We start from the raw sequence: 15549 nt of genomic DNA, 5'->3' as shown, positions 1-15549 counted from the left end.
ATGTCCCACCTATGGGGCCACGGTAATCACGCTTGTTACGGAGTCAGCGGTTGACACTGAGCTGGGCGAACATCTCGGGGCCACGCGCGTCCAGCCACTTACCGCCGAGTCGAACGCCGACGATAAAGAGGATCCCGCCCAGGACCGGGCCAACAACCAGGTTGATCCATCCTGCTTCCGGACCGCCGCTGACGGCCTGGACAACCATCAAAGCAAGTTCCGGAACCAACAGCAGAGCCAGCACCACCATTCCGATTCCCTGCACGGCGAGCGTTTGGGCTACGTTTCCCGGTGGCTTCTTGAACGGGCTGTCGCCGGGCAGCGGTACGGCAATGTTATACCGGGCCGAGATCACCGAGGACAGGCCCAGTCCGGTGAAGAGAGTTCCCAGAGACAAGCCCAAAAGATTGGGAAGCCACTGCCATTCCCCGGTGAGGAACAACGGAGCAACAGTGAAGACCAGGACCACGGGAAGCGATATCGCCAGGCAGGCCAAGGCGCGCCCCAAGCGGTCATCCACACCGCGGACACCGGCGGCCAGGTGGAGCGCAAAGGCTGTGTTGTCGTAGGAAACATCGGCACAGATGGACCACGCCATAACGAATGCGGTGAGCGGCCCCAGGATCATGAAGAGCCCGTAGCTGCCACTTTGTGAACTGCCGAAGAAGAAGAGCACGGGGAACAGCGGGACGATGACCAAGGACGCCGCATAGCGCGGATCCTTCATCCAGTAGACCAGCGCCCGAGCCATGATGGCTCCGGCCGGCGTCCCGGGAAGGCGGCCAAAAAGGCCAAGCTTTCCGCCCTTCCTCGCCGAGGCACCGGAATACGTGGGCGTCACCAAGGCGCGCCGCAGGAGCAGGTGCCAGCACAACAGCAGCGCGCCAATCGTAGCTGCGGCAATCAGGAACTTCAGACCGGCGGCGGCTGCCTGGCCTGATTCGAGGTCCCCACCCAGCGACCACGCCGCTCCGAGGGGCGTCCAGGACAAAGTACGTGCCAACCCGGGAAGGTAGTCGGCGCTGTTGCGGACGCCCTCCACAATGCCCATCATGATGGGCCCCAGCAGGACCAGCGGGATGAACACAACGATGCTGCTGATGTCCTTGAACCGCCGCGACGCGGCGAGTCCGGCAGTCGCCGTCGTGACAACCTTGGACAACACGACGCAGGTCAGCGTCCCCAGGACGGCACCGAGCAATGCGCCAAGGGCCGAGGGAACGCTCCGCCACCAAGTGCCTACGGTTCCCAAGGCCGCAATCAGCGTCGCAAGGCCGGGAATTCCGATCAGCCCGGCAAGCGCCAGACCCGCGAGGAGTTGCTTCGGCGGGATCGCGAACGTGGTGAAACGCGCAGGATCCAGCGTCATGTCCGCCGCCGACGCTACCAAGGGGATGACCGCCCACCCCAGAACAGTGGCCACTCCACCCAATACCACCACGGTGTGGGCGATCCCGGGATCAGCCCACCGCAGTGCTATGAGGCCTCCAACAAGGAGGACCAGCATTCCCAGGGCGTAGAGCAATCCCAACGCCATGCCAACCAATTGCCACGGACTGCGCTTGAAGCCGTTAAGAAGCAGCTGCCACTTCAGGCCTAGAAGGTGCGCAACCATTCCAGCCCCTCCGTCCGGTGTCCGCCGCCCACCAACTGCACGAAGCGCTCTTCGAGGGTGGAACCGTTGCGTACCTCGTCCACAGAGCCCGCTGCCAGGACCCGGCCGCCGGCAACGACAGCTACGTGGCTGCACATGCGCTGTACGAGGTCCATGACGTGGCTGGAAACAATAACCGTTCCTCCGGATGCTACATAGCTCTCCAGGATGCCCCGGATATTTGCTGCCGATACCGGGTCCACCGACTCAAAAGGCTCATCCAGGACAAGGAGCCTGGGCGCATGGATCAGGGCAGATGCCAAGGCTATTTTCTTGGTCATGCCGGCCGAATAGTCGACCACCAGGGATCCGGCATCACCTTCGAGGTCAAGGGCAGCCAGCAGCTCCGACACCCGCGTACCTACAACGTCCCTGTCCATGCCGCGCAGCAGGCCGGAGTAGGTGACCAGCTGCTCGCCCGTCAGCCGATCGAACAGGCGGACGCCGTCGGGCAGCACGCCCATGAGCTTCTTGGCCGCCAGCGGCTGTGCCCAGACGTCGACTCCATGGACCACAGCGGTTCCGAAGTCAGGACGCAGCAGGCCCGTCGCCATGGACAGCGTTGTAGTCTTGCCGGCACCATTGGGTCCCACCATCCCGTAAAAGGAGCCGGCGGGTACTTCCAGGTTGATTCCGTCGACCGCGATCTTGTCGCCAAAACGCTTGGCCAGGCCCCGGATGGACAGCGCAGACACGGGGGCTTCTGCCGGGGGCGCCGGCTGCGGTGCCTCTTGCGGTGTTTGGCTGGCACCCGTAGCGGTCGACGGCGGGGACTCGGACGCCGGGGCGGGGGTGGATAAGGGCATGGATTCATGGCGTGGTTCCGTCATGGGACCAGCCTAGCCTCGCGGGCGCGCAGTGGCTGGAGTTCTAGAAACCGTGGCGGGGCACGGCCCGCTGGTACTGCGGAACCCACGGCATATCGTGTCCAAGCTCGTAGGCCGCGCGCAACCACCAATGCGGATCGCGCAGGGCAGCCCGCGCCATGAACACGGCGTCAGCACGGCCGTTGGCTACGATGTCCTCGACCTGGGCGGGACTGGTCAGCAGTCCCACAGCGGCGGTGGGGATGCCGGCGTCGCGCTTTACCTGCTCGGCGAAGCCGGCCTGGTAACCGGGCACCGCGTTGATCTTCTGATGGGCCACAGCACCGCCGCTGGAGACATCCACCAGATCGACGCCGAGGTCGGCCGCCGCGCGCGCCAACCTGGCGGAGGCGTCCACGTCCACGCCTCCTTCTGCCCAGTCGGAGGCCGAGATCCGAAGCAGCAGCGGCATGGAGTCGGGGATGACCGCCCTGACGGCTTCCACCACAGTGAGCATCAGGCGGTTCCGGCCTTCCTCGCTCCCGCCCCAGCCGTCCGTGCGCGTATTGATCAGCGGACTCTGGAACTGGTGCAGGAGGTACCCGTGCGCACCGTGGATCTCCACAGTGTCAAAGCCGATATCCACGGCCCGGGAAGCAGCGGCGGCGAAATCTGCCACCACGGCCTGGATGTCCTCTTCGCTCATGGCAGAGGGCGCCGCGTAGCCGTCGAAGGGCTCCTGCGTCGGGCCGACGGTGGGCCAACCGCCGTCGGACTCCGGGACCGAACCCGAGTGGCCGGCGAAAGGCCAGTAGGTGGAGGCTTTCCGCCCCGCATGCGCCAGTTGGGCACCGATCCTGCAATCGACGGCACCGTGCCGGTGCACGAAGTGCACTATGCGTTCCCAACCGGCAGCCTGTTCATCGGTGTAGAGCCCTGCGTCCCGCGGGCTGATCCGGCCCACCGGGTTCACCGCCGCAGCCTCTGTCATGATCAGCGCGGCACCTCCCGCGGCGAAGGAGCCCAAGTGCATCAGGTGCCAGTCGTTCGGGACGCCCTCCCCCGTTTCCGGATCGCAACTGTACTGGCACATCGGCGAGACCCAGCCCCGGTGCCCGATGGTGAGCGAACGAAGCTTGAGCGGGGAAAAAAGCGCCGACGTCACTAGAAGAGAACCCTCGCCAGACCCTGACGGGCCTTGGCCACGCGCTCGTCCTTGACCCCGACAACTTCAAAGAGATCCAGGAGCCGCACACGGGCGGTTTCCCGCTCGGGGCCAAAGTTCCTGCCGATGAAGCCGATGATCCGGTTGAAGGCGTCTTCAATGTGTCCGCCCGAGACATCGAGGTCGGCGACGCCCAGTTGGGCCTGGAGATCATCGGGCTCCCTGGCAGCGAGGTCGCGGAGAGCCTCGGCCTCTGGGGCGGTGAGCTTCTCCAGCCTGGCCATCAATTCAACCTGGGCGAGGCCTGCCTTTGCTTCAGCATCCGCGGGCTGCTCAAGAAGGGCCTGCTTGTAAGCGGCCACCGCGGCGTCGTAGTCGCCGGCCTCGATCGCATCCACGGCGGCTTGGTGCAGCGGCGGCAATGGTGCGGGCTCGGCGTCGTCGGCTTGTCCGGCGTCGCCAATGCTTCCGGTGACGCCGTTGGCGGCGGCTACCTTCAGGAGTTCCTCAATGAGGCTGCGGATCTGCGCGTCGTCGGCCGGTCCTTGGAACAGCGGCACGGGCTGGCCCTTGATCACGGCTACGGCGGTGGGGACGGCCTCTACCTGGAAGGCCTGGGCCAACTGCGGGAAGGCATCCACGTCGGCAGCGGCCAGCACGAGGCGGCCACCATAGCTTTCAACAACGCGCTGAGCGGTATCAAGGACACCGGGCGATTCGGCCGCGTACCGCGACCAAAGGAGGAACAGCACAGGAATTTGGGCGGACAACTGCACCAGATCCTGGAAGTTCGTTTCCGTGGCATCCACGCGAAGGGGGGCCTTGCCGGCGCCACCGCCTTGGGATGCCTCTCCGTCCGCGGACACGGGAGCTGGTGGCCCCTGCGGCGGAGTGGGGCGGCGCAACGACGAGAGGTCGACGGCGCCGCGCAGGTTGAGCTGGCTGGCAGCGGCTGGAGTGGGTCGGTATCCGGGCGAACTCATACCGTCCACTCTAGCCGCTGCCTGCCTGGCTACTTGAAGCTGGCGCCAACCAGGCCGCGGGTGGCAGCTACCAGCTTCATGGGATCGGATGATCCTGCGGGCGGGATGTACACGGCCACGGATTCAGCGAAGTTCAACACCATGCCCGTGGTTGTCTCCTTGCCGCCGGCAAAGACAGCGGAGTCGTCCTCCAGGATCAGCTTGTCACCTGCTGCCTTTGGAGTTCCCTCAAAGGAGAAGTCCAGGCGTCCCACTACCAACGCTCCGCCGTCGGCTGTCTTCAACACAACGGTCTGGTTGGTCACGGGCGTGTGGGTGAACTTGAAGTTGGCGCTGGTTCCGTTCTTCACGGTATCGGCCTGGTAAGCGAGTGCGCCTGCGATGTACGGGGACGATTGACCGTCGGCGAGCTTGCTCCGGTTGGGCGAATCCGGGTTGGTGAGCATTTCACTCAGGATCTCCAACGCCTGGTTGCCGCTGTAGGCCAAGCCGTCCTTGTCGCTGGCAGGCACAGGTGTGGTGCCCTTGCGCGGGACCGGGAACGACGGGAAGTTGGTGCCGGGCTGCAGAGGCGCTGTGCCCCACAGCTTGTAGTTTTCCCGCGGCGACAGCTGCACAAGTGTCAGGACCTGCGGGACAACATTTCCCTCACCCTGCGTCAGGGCGTACACCGTCCTCGGCCAGTCCTTCTTGGTGCTGATGACGCTGCTCTGGAGCTTGGTGGCCCGGACCGGCATGCGTGCCTCGTAAGCCGAGACAGTGGACCGGATCTTGTAGTTCTGCGTCCGGATTTGAAGTTCCATCTTGTCCACGCGCGGGGCAAGCTTGGCCGCATCCTTTGCGGCATCGGCCGCGTCAACGGTGCTGGCGACCTGCTCCAGGATGCGCTGAAGCTGGGATTCGAGCATTACCGGGGTTCCGCCGTCGCCATCGGCAGCCTGGGTCGACGCCGAGGTGGTGGCATCCGGAGAGGACGTTGCCTGGGCAGCTACTGCCGTCCCGCCAACCATGACGGCCGCAAGGGCGGCAGCTACGGCAGTGACGCGCAGCGCGGGGCCTTCGGCACCTCCGGTACGACGGCGGCCCTCATCACCTGCGGGCGACTGGACGGGCAGCGTTGTGGTTGCCTCGCCGTCGTGCGGGCCATCGCCCTCGCCGTTGTTGCGGCGGCTGCTCAATGCTTTGGCGATGAACGGCAGGGCCGCTCCCACCAGGATGATAATGATGCCCAGAACGATCAGCGGCACAGCCCACGGCGTGGTTGCCTTGTTCGGGAAAGTCATGGAGATCGCTGTCGGTGCGGGCTTGGTACCGTCGGCTGCCACGAGCAGTGACCATTCGCCGTCAGCGGGAGGGTTCCAGGTGTATTCGAAGTCGCCGCTCGCGTCCTCCGTGCTTACCCAGAGATCGGATCCGGCCGGGGACGGCGCTGTTGCTTCACCGTCCGCGGAGGTCACTTCGAGGGACTTCTGGTCTGCGGAGACACCGGTCAGCGTGGTGTGGGCTGTCTTGCCCACCCAGGCGTCGACGTCGTCCGGGCGGCCGGTGGCAATGGTGTAGTTGCCCTCGCCCTGGATCTTGATCTTCACCGGGCCGTCATGGAGGTCGATCAGCTTTTGATCGATCACGGTCAGTGGGGAAGCTTTGGTATCGCCGGGAACCGAAGCCGTCACGGTTTCAGCGGGGGCCCAAAAAGTCAGCTGGCCAATGCCGGCCAGCATCGTCAGCAGGCCCAGCAGCACCAGCAAGGCTGCAGTCTTCAAACGCACAGGATCACCTATCATCAGCGGTCGTTGAACTTCAAGGGTAACCGTTTTGTTATCAAGGAGTCAGATCGGCGTGACGCCGGCGACACCCCGAAAACCCTGCCGTGGCGCCGCCGCAGCCCGATTCCATGCTCCTGATAGTGTGGCGATGATCATGATATCCGGGCAGTAACTAGCCTGAATTGACCCTGCACCACCAATGAAAAGGCTGTACAACCCCGTGAAAGACCACATGGAGTCCCGTCCCGTCGATGAGCCAGGGTCAGCTGCCGGTTCGGACGCGGTGGATGCCTCGTCCGAAGGGTCTGCCGCCGCTGTACCAGTCCGGACCGGACGTCTTGCCGCCATCAGCCGCCGCCTCAGGCAACCCATTCCAGGGGCCCGCAACCGCGTCCGCTTTGAGATGCCGCCGGAGGACGACAGCGACGGCGGTCGGGATGGCTCCAGTCCCGAGGACGATCACGGCTTTGGGGCTCCCGGTCCCCGGATGTCATCGCAGCACCCCCTTTATGTCGGCTTCATGGGAACGGCCGGCGTGGGAATGGCCCTGGCCGTGTTCTACATTGCCAGCAACACCACCCAGCTGATCCTGTGGATCGTGGCGGCCCTTTTCATTGCCCTTGGACTTGATCCTGTGGTCCGCTGGCTTGAGGCCCACAGGGTCCCGCGGCCGGCAGGCATCTTGATTTCCGTTTCCGCTCTGGTGCTGGCGGTGGCTGGCTTCTTCGCAACCCTCATTCCCACCATCGTTGAACAGGTCTCGGAGATCGTTCGGCAAGCTCCGGACTGGATCCGCAACTTCCTCGACTCGGACTTCTTCCGCACCGTGGACAGCCAATTCGGCGTCCGGGACCGGATCACCACGGAACTGGATAAGTTCGTCAAGGATCCCGAAACCATGGGCGGCATCTTTGGCGGAGTTGTCGGATTCGGCTCCACCGTTGCCAACGGGCTGTTCGGATCCCTGATCGTCCTTGTCCTGAGTCTCTACTTCCTGGCAGCGCTGCCTTCGATGAAGAAGTGGGCGTACCGTCTCGCTCCCCGATCACGCCGCCCCAGGGTTGAAGCCCTGTCCGAGGCCATCACCGACTCCGTGGGCAACTACGTGATCGGCCAGGCGTGCGTGGCCCTGCTGAACGCGGTCTTCGCCTTCATCGTCATGACCATCCTCGGCATACCGTTCAGCGTCCTGCTGGCCTTCGTGGTGGCCCTGCTCGCGTTCATTCCCCTGGTAGGCGGGATGATCGCGGCAGTGGTGGTCATCCTGGTGGCCCTCACAGCAGGCTGGCAGACCGCCGTCATCTACGCGATCGCGTACTTCGCCTACCTCCAATTCGAGGCCTACTTCATCTCGCCGCGCATCATGCAACGTGCCGTGGCTGTACCCGGCGCGGTTGCGGTCATCTCCGTCATTGCCGGCGGCAGCCTCCTGGGCGTGCTGGGGGCGCTCATTGCCATTCCGACCGCCGCAGCCATCATGTTGCTGATCAAGGAAGTCTTCATCGTCCGGCAAGACAGGCACTGACCGGCCCTCCCCCTCCCTAGGGGCGGGTCAGGCACCCGCTACCGGCCCCGCCCACTGGCGCGGCAGGCCGTCGACGCCGGCACCCGCGGAAGTTACGTCGTCGACGATTTCGTCCAGGACCCGCGCAGCGTACTTCTCCCCCACCCACAGGTGCTTCGCGCCGTCGACGCCGACGAGCCGGGCCTGCGGGACCAGGCTGAACCGCTGGGCCGCTTCCTCCGGCTGCAGGTAATCGTCGTGTTCGGGCACCAAAACCGTCAGCGGCTTGCCGGAGGCGGCCCATTCCTTGAGATGGACATCCGTGGCCCGGTGCAGCGGCGGAGACAGGAGAATTGCTCCTTCAATCTGGCTGGCCACAGGCTCCACGGCGCCATACATCAACGCAAGTTCCGTTCCGAAAGACCATCCCACCAGCCAGCGGTTGGGCAGGCCCCGATCAACAGCGAACCGAACGGCCGCCTCGACGTCGTAGCGCTCACCGATGCCCTCTTCGAAGTGCCCATCGCTGGTCCCCCGAGGAGACGACGTGCCCCTGGTATTAAAGCGAAGGACGGCGACGCCGGAGAGTGCGGGGAGTCTGTAGGACGCCTTCCGGTACACGTGGGAGTCCATGAATCCGCCATGGGTCGGCAGGGGATGAAGGGTGATCAGGGTTGCCGTGACCTCACCCGACTCGGGAAGCGCAAGCTCGCCCACCAGGACTTTGCCGTCCTCCGTGGTGATCTCCACATTCTCGCGTTTGGCCGGGAGCACCGTTGAGGCACGGATCTCCGAGGGCGCGTCCTGTGGGATGAAAACGAACGAGGCGGGGTCGAAAGTCATGCTTCCTAGCCTAAGCGCTTCAGCGGTACCGGTACGTCCGCGATGTCCAGCAGTTGGTGTGCCAATGGCGACGCTCGGCCAAGCCGGCAGCCGGCCCAAACAGGTGGTTGTCGGACCACACCACCAGATGCGCGATACCGGGCAGGATGGCCGTCGAACAACCCGGGCAAATGTATTGTTTCTCGGCCTTCTTGGCCGTCATGGTCCGGACCATCCAGTCGCCGTCCGGAGCGCTCTCCCGGCGGGCAATTCCTGCGCGGGCCCGCTCCAGGTCGAGCTCGGGCACCGGTTCGCTCCACTTGCCTCCAGCGTTGCCAGAGCGTGCGCCGGATGCATTGCGGCGAGGTCGGTTGGAGCGGGGCATACCTCCATTCTGCCCCAAACCACCGGCCCCAGAAGGTAATGTGGGGCGGGTGCGACTCGTGATAGCCCGTTGTTCTGTTGATTATGTTGGCCGCCTCAAGGCCCACCTCCCCCTCGCCACCAGGCTGCTGCTGGTCAAAGCGGACGGCTCGGTGCTGGTGCACTCCGACGGCGGCTCCTACAAGCCGTTGAACTGGATGAGCCCGCCCGCGACCTTGCGGGTGACCACCCCGGAGGAGACCGAGGTCGAAGAGGGCGTGGTGGAACAGTGGACAGTGCAGTCGGCCAAAACCGATGACCGCCTCATCATCAACATCTACGAACAACTCCACGACACCTCCCATGATCTCGGCGTCGACCCCGGACTGATCAAGGATGGAGTGGAAGCGGACCTTCAGCGCCTCCTGGCCGAGCAAATCGAGACCCTGGGAGCGGGCTACTCCCTGATCCGCCGCGAGTACTTCACGGCCATCGGCCCCGTGGACATCCTGGCCCGCGACGCCAACGGTGCCACCGTCGCCGTCGAACTCAAGCGCCGTGGTGACATCGACGGCGTTGAACAATTGACCCGCTACCTGGAGTTGCTCAACCGCGACCCCCTGCTTGCGCCCGTCCGGGGCATTTTCGCGGCGCAGCAGATCAAGCCCCAGGCCAAAGTCCTGGCAAATGACCGCGGAATCGATTGCGTCACCCTGGATTATGACGCCATGCGTGGAGTGGATGACAGCGAGTCCCGCCTCTTCTGAGGCCACCGGCGGCCAGTGTGCCGCAGGCCACTAGAATCAAAACATGACTGCCCCAACCCGTTTCGCTTCCTCGTCCGCGCCGAGCCATCAGATCATCAAAGGAACGCTTGTCAGCGACGGCGAGGTGGTGGAGGATGGCCTGCTGGCCATCGACGGCGACCGGATTGCCTACGCGGGTCCGGCCGACGACTTCGACCCCGAAGCTTTCGACGGCTTCGAGGGGGCGATCCGTCTTGGCGTGCCGAGCGGGAGCTACTTGATCCCGGGGCTGGTCGACGTGCACTGCCACGGCGGCAATGGAGGCGATTTCCCGGGCGGTGAAGAGACATCCGCGCGCAAGGCGGTCGAGTTCCTGCACCGCTCCGGAACCACCACCTTCCTCGCCAGCATGGTCACCGCTCCCCGGGAAGACCTCCTCCGGGGCATAGAGCTTTACGTGAAGCTGGCGGAGGAGGGACTCGTAGCCGGAATCCATCTTGAGGGACCTTTCCTCTCCCATGCCCGCTGCGGGGCCCAGAATCCGGAGTACCTGCTTGAGCCGGACCTGGACCTCATGACCGAATTGGTCGGCGCCGCCGGGGGCAAACTGGCCACCATGACGTACGCGCCCGAACTCCCGGGCGCCGCTGCCCTGGTGGACCTCATGACCTCCCACGGCGTGACGCCCTCGTTGGGCCACACCGATTGCGACGACGCCACGGCAGCCGCGTCGCTGGCTGCCGCTCGCGAAGGACTTGAGTCAGCAGGGTTCGACGGCGTGAGCTCGCTTCCGACGGTCACGCACCTTTTCAATGGGATGCCTCCGATGCACCACCGCGCGCCCGGGCCGGTCGCCGCCTGCTTGCGCATGGCGCAAGAAGGCAAAGCGGTAGTGGAACTCATCGCGGATGGGACCCATCTGGCACCCAGCACGGTCGCCACCGTCTTCCAGTTGGTTGGAGCGGGCAACATCGTCCTGGTGACCGATTCCATGGCCGCGGCGGGCTTGTCTGACGGCAACTACATGCTCGGTCCTTCTCCCGTGACCGTCAGCAATGGCGTAGCCACGCTGGATGCCACGGGATCGATCGCAGGCGGTACCGACACCCTCCTGGACGTTGTCCGCAAAACGGTAGCTGCCGGCGTCGCGCTTCCTGACGTCGTTTGTTCGGCAACCGCGGTTCCCGCCGCCGTTCTTGGCCTTTCCGATGAAATAGGCGGGTTGCGACGCGGACTGCGCGCCGACGTCGTCCTAACCAATGAAGACCTCGAGCTCACCGGCGTGATGCGCAATGGGCAATGGCTCTCCTAGGCATGCACTTGCGCAATTGGGGCAGCGCCGCGTTACCTTCTTTTTACCTAAATTTTTCTCGAATTGCCCAAAACACCGTTGACCTCCGGCAGAGCACATGAAAGTGTTGTAGCAGTCTTTGTGTAGGTGGTTTTCATGCTCGCAAGACGAGTTGCGAGCGTGAAGCTCCTGCGAATCCAGCCAGGTCTCCTGGAAGGAAATTCAGGTCTTCTCGCGGAGTAACAAGGCCGGTACGAAGTGTATCGGACTGAAGTTCCATAATGAGGAGATATACATGGCACTGGGAACCGTAAAGTGGTTCAACGCTGAAAAGGGCTTCGGCTTCATTACCCCGGACGACTCGGATGGGGACGTCTTCGTTCACTACTCCGAGATCCAGACCGGTGGCTTCAAGACCCTCGATGAGAACCAGCGCGTTCAGTTCGAGATCGGCCAGGGCGCCAAGGGCCCCCAGGCCACCGGCGTTACCGTCGTCTAGTCTTACCCGTTAAACAGCTTGGCCCCGGCTTCCGAGCCGGGGCCAAGCTGTTTAAGGCAGACAAGATCGTTTATGCCGGCTGTTCTGTCATATTCAGATTGTGACTGTTACTAAACGTGAAGAAATGCATGCTCGTAAAAGCATTGACAATTCAACCAACCAAAGTCCGAAGCAGCCTGGCGGAATGACGAACTGACAACCCGGGGAGGTAAGCGCGGCTGAGAGCGCGGCCCATAGCCGGAAGATGCAGGGGGTCCTGGTAATACATGTACAGCGTCCGGTACTCGGGTTGGAATCGGGACTTAAAGGACGCCAAGGACCTAAAACCATAAACAGGTTCCAACGCCTGGCCTACGACATCGAGCAGACCCGCCAAGCCTTTGGCTTGTTGTTCGATCTCGCCCTTCTCCTGGGCCAGCGGCGAACCCGACAACGAGATTACCTCCACGGATTCCCGCAGATGAAGAACAGCCGAGGCGATCAGGAACTCCATCACCCCAGGGAACGCATCCCCGCGCCGCCGCATGAAGTCCAGGGTCCAGCTGACCACGTTGCCGTCTTCGAAGACCGGGAGCCAGCTGGTCACGCCATGGACAAAGCCGGCATCATCCACTGCTACACAGCACAACACTTCATCGTCTTCGAGTTCGTCCAGGCCCCCCAGAGTAAAGCCCATCTCGGGAATCTCCTTCTGCGCAGCCCATTCCTCCGAGACCTCACTGATCTGGGCACGGATCCCGTGGGGCAATCCGGAGAACGTACCCCACCTGGCCGTCACCCCCAACTTGGCCGCACGGTTGAGGGACGTTCTGACGTTTTGCCATTCCTTGCCCCTGAACTCCAGGCCGCGGATGCGTAGGCGCGTCTCCTGGGCAACAGCCACGCGGCGGAAGCCCCGCCCCTGCAGCATTGGCCACAGCTCATCCGTGCAGGAGTACAGACACGGAATCAGCGCATGCTCGGAGCAGTACCCAAGGAAACCGGCTGCTGTGGCCACGTGATTGTCCGCCGGCCCAAAAGGACCCGCCATTGTCAATGCCACGTGCCCGTGCTGCTGGTAGGCCACTCCCCCGGCATGGTCCGGGGCGAACCAGTATTTATTCGGCTCCCACAGCGCCATCCAGGACAAAGAGTCGCCCCCGGCCTTCACCAGGCTGCGGGCACGATCGCGCGCCTGGTGATCCCTGCCACCGGTATGGTGCCCGCGGATGAAAAGTATCCATACGCCAACCAACGCCACCAGCCAGAACACCGTTCCGGAGTAGGAGAAAAGAAAGCCTTCAAGGACGTCGCGTTCGGCAAAAACCTTCCGGTAGGAGCCCGGAAGAGGAACAGGGAGGTACTGCCGTGCAAGTTCCGCAGCGAGGCCGAGCAGTCCGCCGTCCCTCGACATTCCCCCCGAGGAGAACCAGACAATGCAGTAGGCGACGCCAAGGCCTATGCCCGTCAGGCCGACCAGCCAGAACACCCTGCGCCGAAGCCGGTCCGAAGAGACGACCCGGAAATGTCCCCGATAGACAAAGAGCAGTACTGCCAGGACCAAAGGAACCAGCACCAGCGGAATGAGGTGTACCACGGCCGAGTTCATCATCCCCACGTGGGAACGACCCTGCGGCCGCGGGATATTGGCAAAGAGGCCAAGGTAAATGGCCGAGAGAGCCACCACCACCAACTGCACGCCAATGGCGATCCCCAGGGCAAGGCGACGACCCCTCCGCATTCCGTCGGCACAGATCAAGAGCAGCACGACCGGCACCACGGCAAGGGCCAGACCGAACGGGCCCGTGTAGCCCTGTCGTCCGACTTCAAGGCATGAGACATCGATACTGCCGCCGCAGTTGCTCTCCAGCTGGCCCAACGTTGGGATGGGATTCAAGATGACGTCCCGCAGCAAAGCGAGCGGACCGGACGGGCTCTTGGCAGCGGCCGTAACGATGGGACCAACCGCGAAGATGGCCATCGTTAAGGACAACAGGTTCCGCACTTCCCTGCCAGTGGACCTGTGCAGCCGGAGATGACCCTGGCTGCTTTGCATCCACCAACCGGCCGCCAAGCCGATCAATGCCCCAAGAAAGCCCACCACTGTCTCCGCGTGGCCCACGTACAGCAGCAAGAGCAGGGAGACCGACAACGCCACTGTGCGCAGTCGTCGTTGCCACAGCGTAGGCAGGAGCGCACTGGCCGCCAGGCACGTCGAGAGGATGGCGGCGTACGGCCCAATCAGGCGGGTATCGCCCATGCGGGCCAGCCAGCCGTCGTCGGACGTCTGCGCTACCTGGGTGACCAACAGGAATGCCGAGACTGCGGCGAACTGGCTTCCAAAGAAGACGGCGGCCGTCCTCAGGGAGCCGAAGCGCCGTTCGGCCAGGCCCAGAAGAAACAGGATCATCAGCACGGCGGTGACATAGGCCAAAGGGTTGGTGGTAAAGAACAGCGATGTCCAAATGGACCACCAGTCGCCGGACTTCAGACCGGACAGGCTCACCCCAGCCACCCGCAGCCATCCATCTGGCGGCCCGGTGACAAAACTGCCGGAGATGATGGACAGGGCAACGAACAACACAAGAATGCCGGCCGTGAAGGGGGTGGACCGCACATGCTGTCCGGTTTGCCTCAAGGCGGGCAGGACAACACCCTTTACGGCAAGGCTCATTTCGGAAGCCCCCATCGACCGGCAAGGAAATCGAGGCCTTCCGGCATTCCCTTCACCACGGCATCCCAGGAATGCCCGGCCTTCCGGATCGTGTGCTCTTCGATCTGGAAGCCGGCTTTCTTCGCCGCTTCGCCGAGCTCATGCATGTAGTTAATGAATTCGTTGTCCGTCTCGCCGGCTGCGAAGTAGACGCCACTGCCGGCGAAATCGCGGTCCCGCATCAACACCAATGGCGTCCTTGATTCGAAAGCTGCGACGTCGCCGTCGAATGAGTCCCCAATGGTTTTGTTCCTGTCCTTGGCCAGGGCCGGTTCGCGCTCTGCGGAGAAGGCCAGCACCGAGGGAAAAATGTCGGGGTGCGCGGTTCCCATCTGCAGCGCACACGTACCACCAAAGGAGAATCCGCCCACAGCCCATTGCTTGTGATCGGTGGAGACGTCCAAGGTGTCCGTGATCCACGCGGGCACATCTTGGGAAAGAAAGGTGTCGGCCGGGGCGATCCGGCTGTCCATGCACAAGGTATTGGCGTTGCCGGAACCGTTCGGATCCACCACCACGGTGACCGGCGCAATACCGCCATGGGCCTCTGCGAAACGGTCCAGTTGGGCGCGGAGTCTTCCTCCTGTCAACCAGTCAGCTGGTGCTCCGGGTTGCCCTGCGAAAAGCACCAGCACCGGCAAGCTGGGCCGGAGGTCGGTCTGATAAGCCGGCGGTAAGTAGATAAACGCATCCCGGGAAGTGAAACCTGAGACGGTTCCTGGGATCGTGGCTTTTCGCAGAATGCCATGTTGCGGCATGGAGTCGGGCGCTTTCCACGCCGACGGCAGAGGAGCCGGCGTGGCCTTTGCAGAGCGCTTGAGGCTCTGTTCAAGCGGCTGGATTCGTGCCACCGCGGTGCCTAGAAGGTCAGCGACCGTGTTGTTCAATCCGAAGTACAGGTTCACTTGGACCATGCAGAGCAAGATCACTCCCAGCATGGCCGTTACACTCAGCACGCGCCCTTTGGCGGAATTGCGGGGAATACGTGCAGCGCTGAGCACAATGGCGGCTACTGCCGGCACGGTCCAAGCCACAGTCTCGAACGGCAGGTTCTCCGAGAAGACAGCCATGAGATCCACCAGGATCCAGTGCACCAAGGCGACAACGGCGATGGCTGTCAGTAAAGACCCCACAACCACCAATAACCAGGACGGTCGTCGTCGCCAGAGCAGGTACGCTCCCCCAACGATCCCGCAGGCAATGCTGAACCAGAGGAACGGTCCAGACACAAGACTGACGTCCGAAAGGAAGTCCATAA

13 protein-coding genes are annotated in these 15549 nt (G+C 63.5%); 4 read left to right on the top strand and 9 right to left on the bottom strand.

What is annotated here, in order from left to right:
* Window positions 1-43: 43 nt before the first annotated feature.
* Genes FDP28_RS06445 through FDP28_RS06425 form a run of 5 tightly spaced genes read right to left on the bottom strand, consistent with a single transcriptional unit; the run spans window position 44 to window position 6392 of the window.
* Window positions 44-1615 carry a transporter gene (locus tag FDP28_RS06445; protein ID WP_144659885.1) on the bottom strand — a complete coding sequence of 524 codons (1572 nt, stop codon included), beginning with the start codon at window positions 1613-1615 and terminating at the stop codon, window positions 44-46.
* Entirely contained in the window at window positions 1597-2484 is an 888-nt protein-coding gene (locus tag FDP28_RS06440) for an ABC transporter ATP-binding protein (RefSeq protein WP_144659884.1), read from the bottom strand. The genes FDP28_RS06445 and FDP28_RS06440 overlap by 19 nt, the downstream gene beginning before the upstream one ends.
* A gap of 40 nt (window positions 2485-2524) precedes the next feature.
* Complete coding sequence (locus tag FDP28_RS06435) at window positions 2525-3625, bottom strand: NADH:flavin oxidoreductase/NADH oxidase (protein ID WP_144659883.1); 1101 nt, start codon at window positions 3623-3625, stop codon at window positions 2525-2527.
* Window positions 3625-4608, bottom strand: coding sequence for a tetratricopeptide repeat protein (locus FDP28_RS06430; RefSeq protein ID WP_144659882.1), 984 nt, complete (start codon window positions 4606-4608; stop codon window positions 3625-3627). The genes FDP28_RS06435 and FDP28_RS06430 overlap by 1 nt, the downstream gene beginning before the upstream one ends.
* Before the next feature lie 29 nt (window positions 4609-4637).
* Window positions 4638-6392 carry a DUF8094 domain-containing protein gene (locus FDP28_RS06425; protein WP_144659881.1) on the bottom strand — a complete coding sequence of 585 codons (1755 nt, stop codon included), beginning with the start codon at window positions 6390-6392 and terminating at the stop codon, window positions 4638-4640.
* Between the two features lie 202 nt (window positions 6393-6594).
* On the opposite strand from FDP28_RS06425, the gene FDP28_RS06420 reads away from it, so the two are divergent.
* Window positions 6595-7899 (top strand): AI-2E family transporter, encoded by a 1305-nt coding sequence (locus tag FDP28_RS06420; RefSeq protein WP_144659880.1) that lies wholly within the window; start codon window positions 6595-6597, stop codon window positions 7897-7899.
* A gap of 27 nt (window positions 7900-7926) precedes the next feature.
* Here FDP28_RS06420 and FDP28_RS06415 read toward each other — a convergent pair whose 3' ends face one another.
* On the bottom strand, window positions 7927-8721 hold the full coding sequence (locus FDP28_RS06415) for an alpha/beta hydrolase (RefSeq protein ID WP_144659879.1): 795 nt from the start codon (window positions 8719-8721) through the stop codon (window positions 7927-7929).
* Window positions 8722-8740: 19 nt separating this feature from the next.
* Entirely contained in the window at window positions 8741-9085 is a 345-nt protein-coding gene (locus FDP28_RS06410; RefSeq protein ID WP_144659878.1) for an ATP/GTP-binding protein, read from the bottom strand.
* A gap of 49 nt (window positions 9086-9134) precedes the next feature.
* On the opposite strand from FDP28_RS06410, the gene nucS reads away from it, so the two are divergent.
* The 3 genes from nucS to FDP28_RS06395 all read left to right on the top strand — a co-directional run bounded on the left by nucS (window position 9135) and on the right by FDP28_RS06395 (window position 11599).
* A complete protein-coding gene (gene nucS / locus FDP28_RS06405; protein ID WP_144659877.1) occupies window positions 9135-9830 on the top strand; it encodes an endonuclease NucS in 696 nt (231 codons plus the stop codon).
* 43 nt (window positions 9831-9873) lie between these two features.
* Window positions 9874-11121 (top strand): N-acetylglucosamine-6-phosphate deacetylase, encoded by a 1248-nt coding sequence (locus FDP28_RS06400; RefSeq protein ID WP_144659876.1) that lies wholly within the window; start codon window positions 9874-9876, stop codon window positions 11119-11121.
* Between the two features lie 274 nt (window positions 11122-11395).
* A complete protein-coding gene (locus FDP28_RS06395) occupies window positions 11396-11599 on the top strand; it encodes a cold-shock protein (RefSeq protein ID WP_018776337.1) in 204 nt (67 codons plus the stop codon).
* Between the two features lie 151 nt (window positions 11600-11750).
* Here FDP28_RS06395 and FDP28_RS06390 read toward each other — a convergent pair whose 3' ends face one another.
* Together FDP28_RS06390 and FDP28_RS06385 are read right to left on the bottom strand one after the other, a co-directional pair.
* Window positions 11751-14252 (bottom strand): bifunctional lysylphosphatidylglycerol flippase/synthetase MprF, encoded by a 2502-nt coding sequence (locus FDP28_RS06390; protein ID WP_397320997.1) that lies wholly within the window; start codon window positions 14250-14252, stop codon window positions 11751-11753.
* Window positions 14249-15547: an alpha/beta hydrolase gene (locus FDP28_RS06385; RefSeq protein ID WP_144659874.1), complete on the bottom strand. Its 1299-nt coding sequence runs from the start codon at window positions 15545-15547 to the stop codon at window positions 14249-14251. The genes FDP28_RS06390 and FDP28_RS06385 overlap by 4 nt, the downstream gene beginning before the upstream one ends.
* Window positions 15548-15549 lie beyond the last annotated feature (2 nt).

Origin of the sequence: Paenarthrobacter nicotinovorans (assembly GCF_007670255.1) — a bacterium.
GTDB lineage: Bacteria > Actinomycetota > Actinomycetes > Actinomycetales > Micrococcaceae > Arthrobacter > Arthrobacter nicotinovorans_B.
This window is presented reverse-complemented; position numbering and strand designations above follow the sequence as displayed.

Excerpts from the sequence above, each read along its gene's own strand:
- FDP28_RS06395 (WP_018776337.1), top strand. The coding sequence starts at position 11,396 with ATGGCACTGGGAACCGTAAAGTGGTTCAACGCTGAAAAGGGCTTCGGC.
- FDP28_RS06390 (WP_397320997.1), bottom strand. The coding sequence starts at position 14,252 with ATGAGCCTTGCCGTAAAGGGTGTTGTCCTGCCCGCCTTGAGGCAAACC.
- FDP28_RS06440 (WP_144659884.1), bottom strand. The coding sequence starts at position 2,484 with ATGACGGAACCACGCCATGAATCCATGCCCTTATCCACCCCCGCCCCG.
- FDP28_RS06430 (WP_144659882.1), bottom strand. The coding sequence starts at position 4,608 with ATGAGTTCGCCCGGATACCGACCCACTCCAGCCGCTGCCAGCCAGCTC.
- FDP28_RS06385 (WP_144659874.1), bottom strand. The coding sequence starts at position 15,547 with ATGGACTTCCTTTCGGACGTCAGTCTTGTGTCTGGACCGTTCCTCTGG.
- FDP28_RS06425 (WP_144659881.1), bottom strand. The coding sequence starts at position 6,392 with ATGATAGGTGATCCTGTGCGTTTGAAGACTGCAGCCTTGCTGGTGCTG.
- FDP28_RS06415 (WP_144659879.1), bottom strand. The coding sequence starts at position 8,721 with ATGACTTTCGACCCCGCCTCGTTCGTTTTCATCCCACAGGACGCGCCC.
- FDP28_RS06445 (WP_144659885.1), bottom strand. The coding sequence starts at position 1,615 with ATGGTTGCGCACCTTCTAGGCCTGAAGTGGCAGCTGCTTCTTAACGGC.
- FDP28_RS06410 (WP_144659878.1), bottom strand. The coding sequence starts at position 9,085 with ATGCCCCGCTCCAACCGACCTCGCCGCAATGCATCCGGCGCACGCTCT.
- FDP28_RS06400 (WP_144659876.1), top strand. The coding sequence starts at position 9,874 with ATGACTGCCCCAACCCGTTTCGCTTCCTCGTCCGCGCCGAGCCATCAG.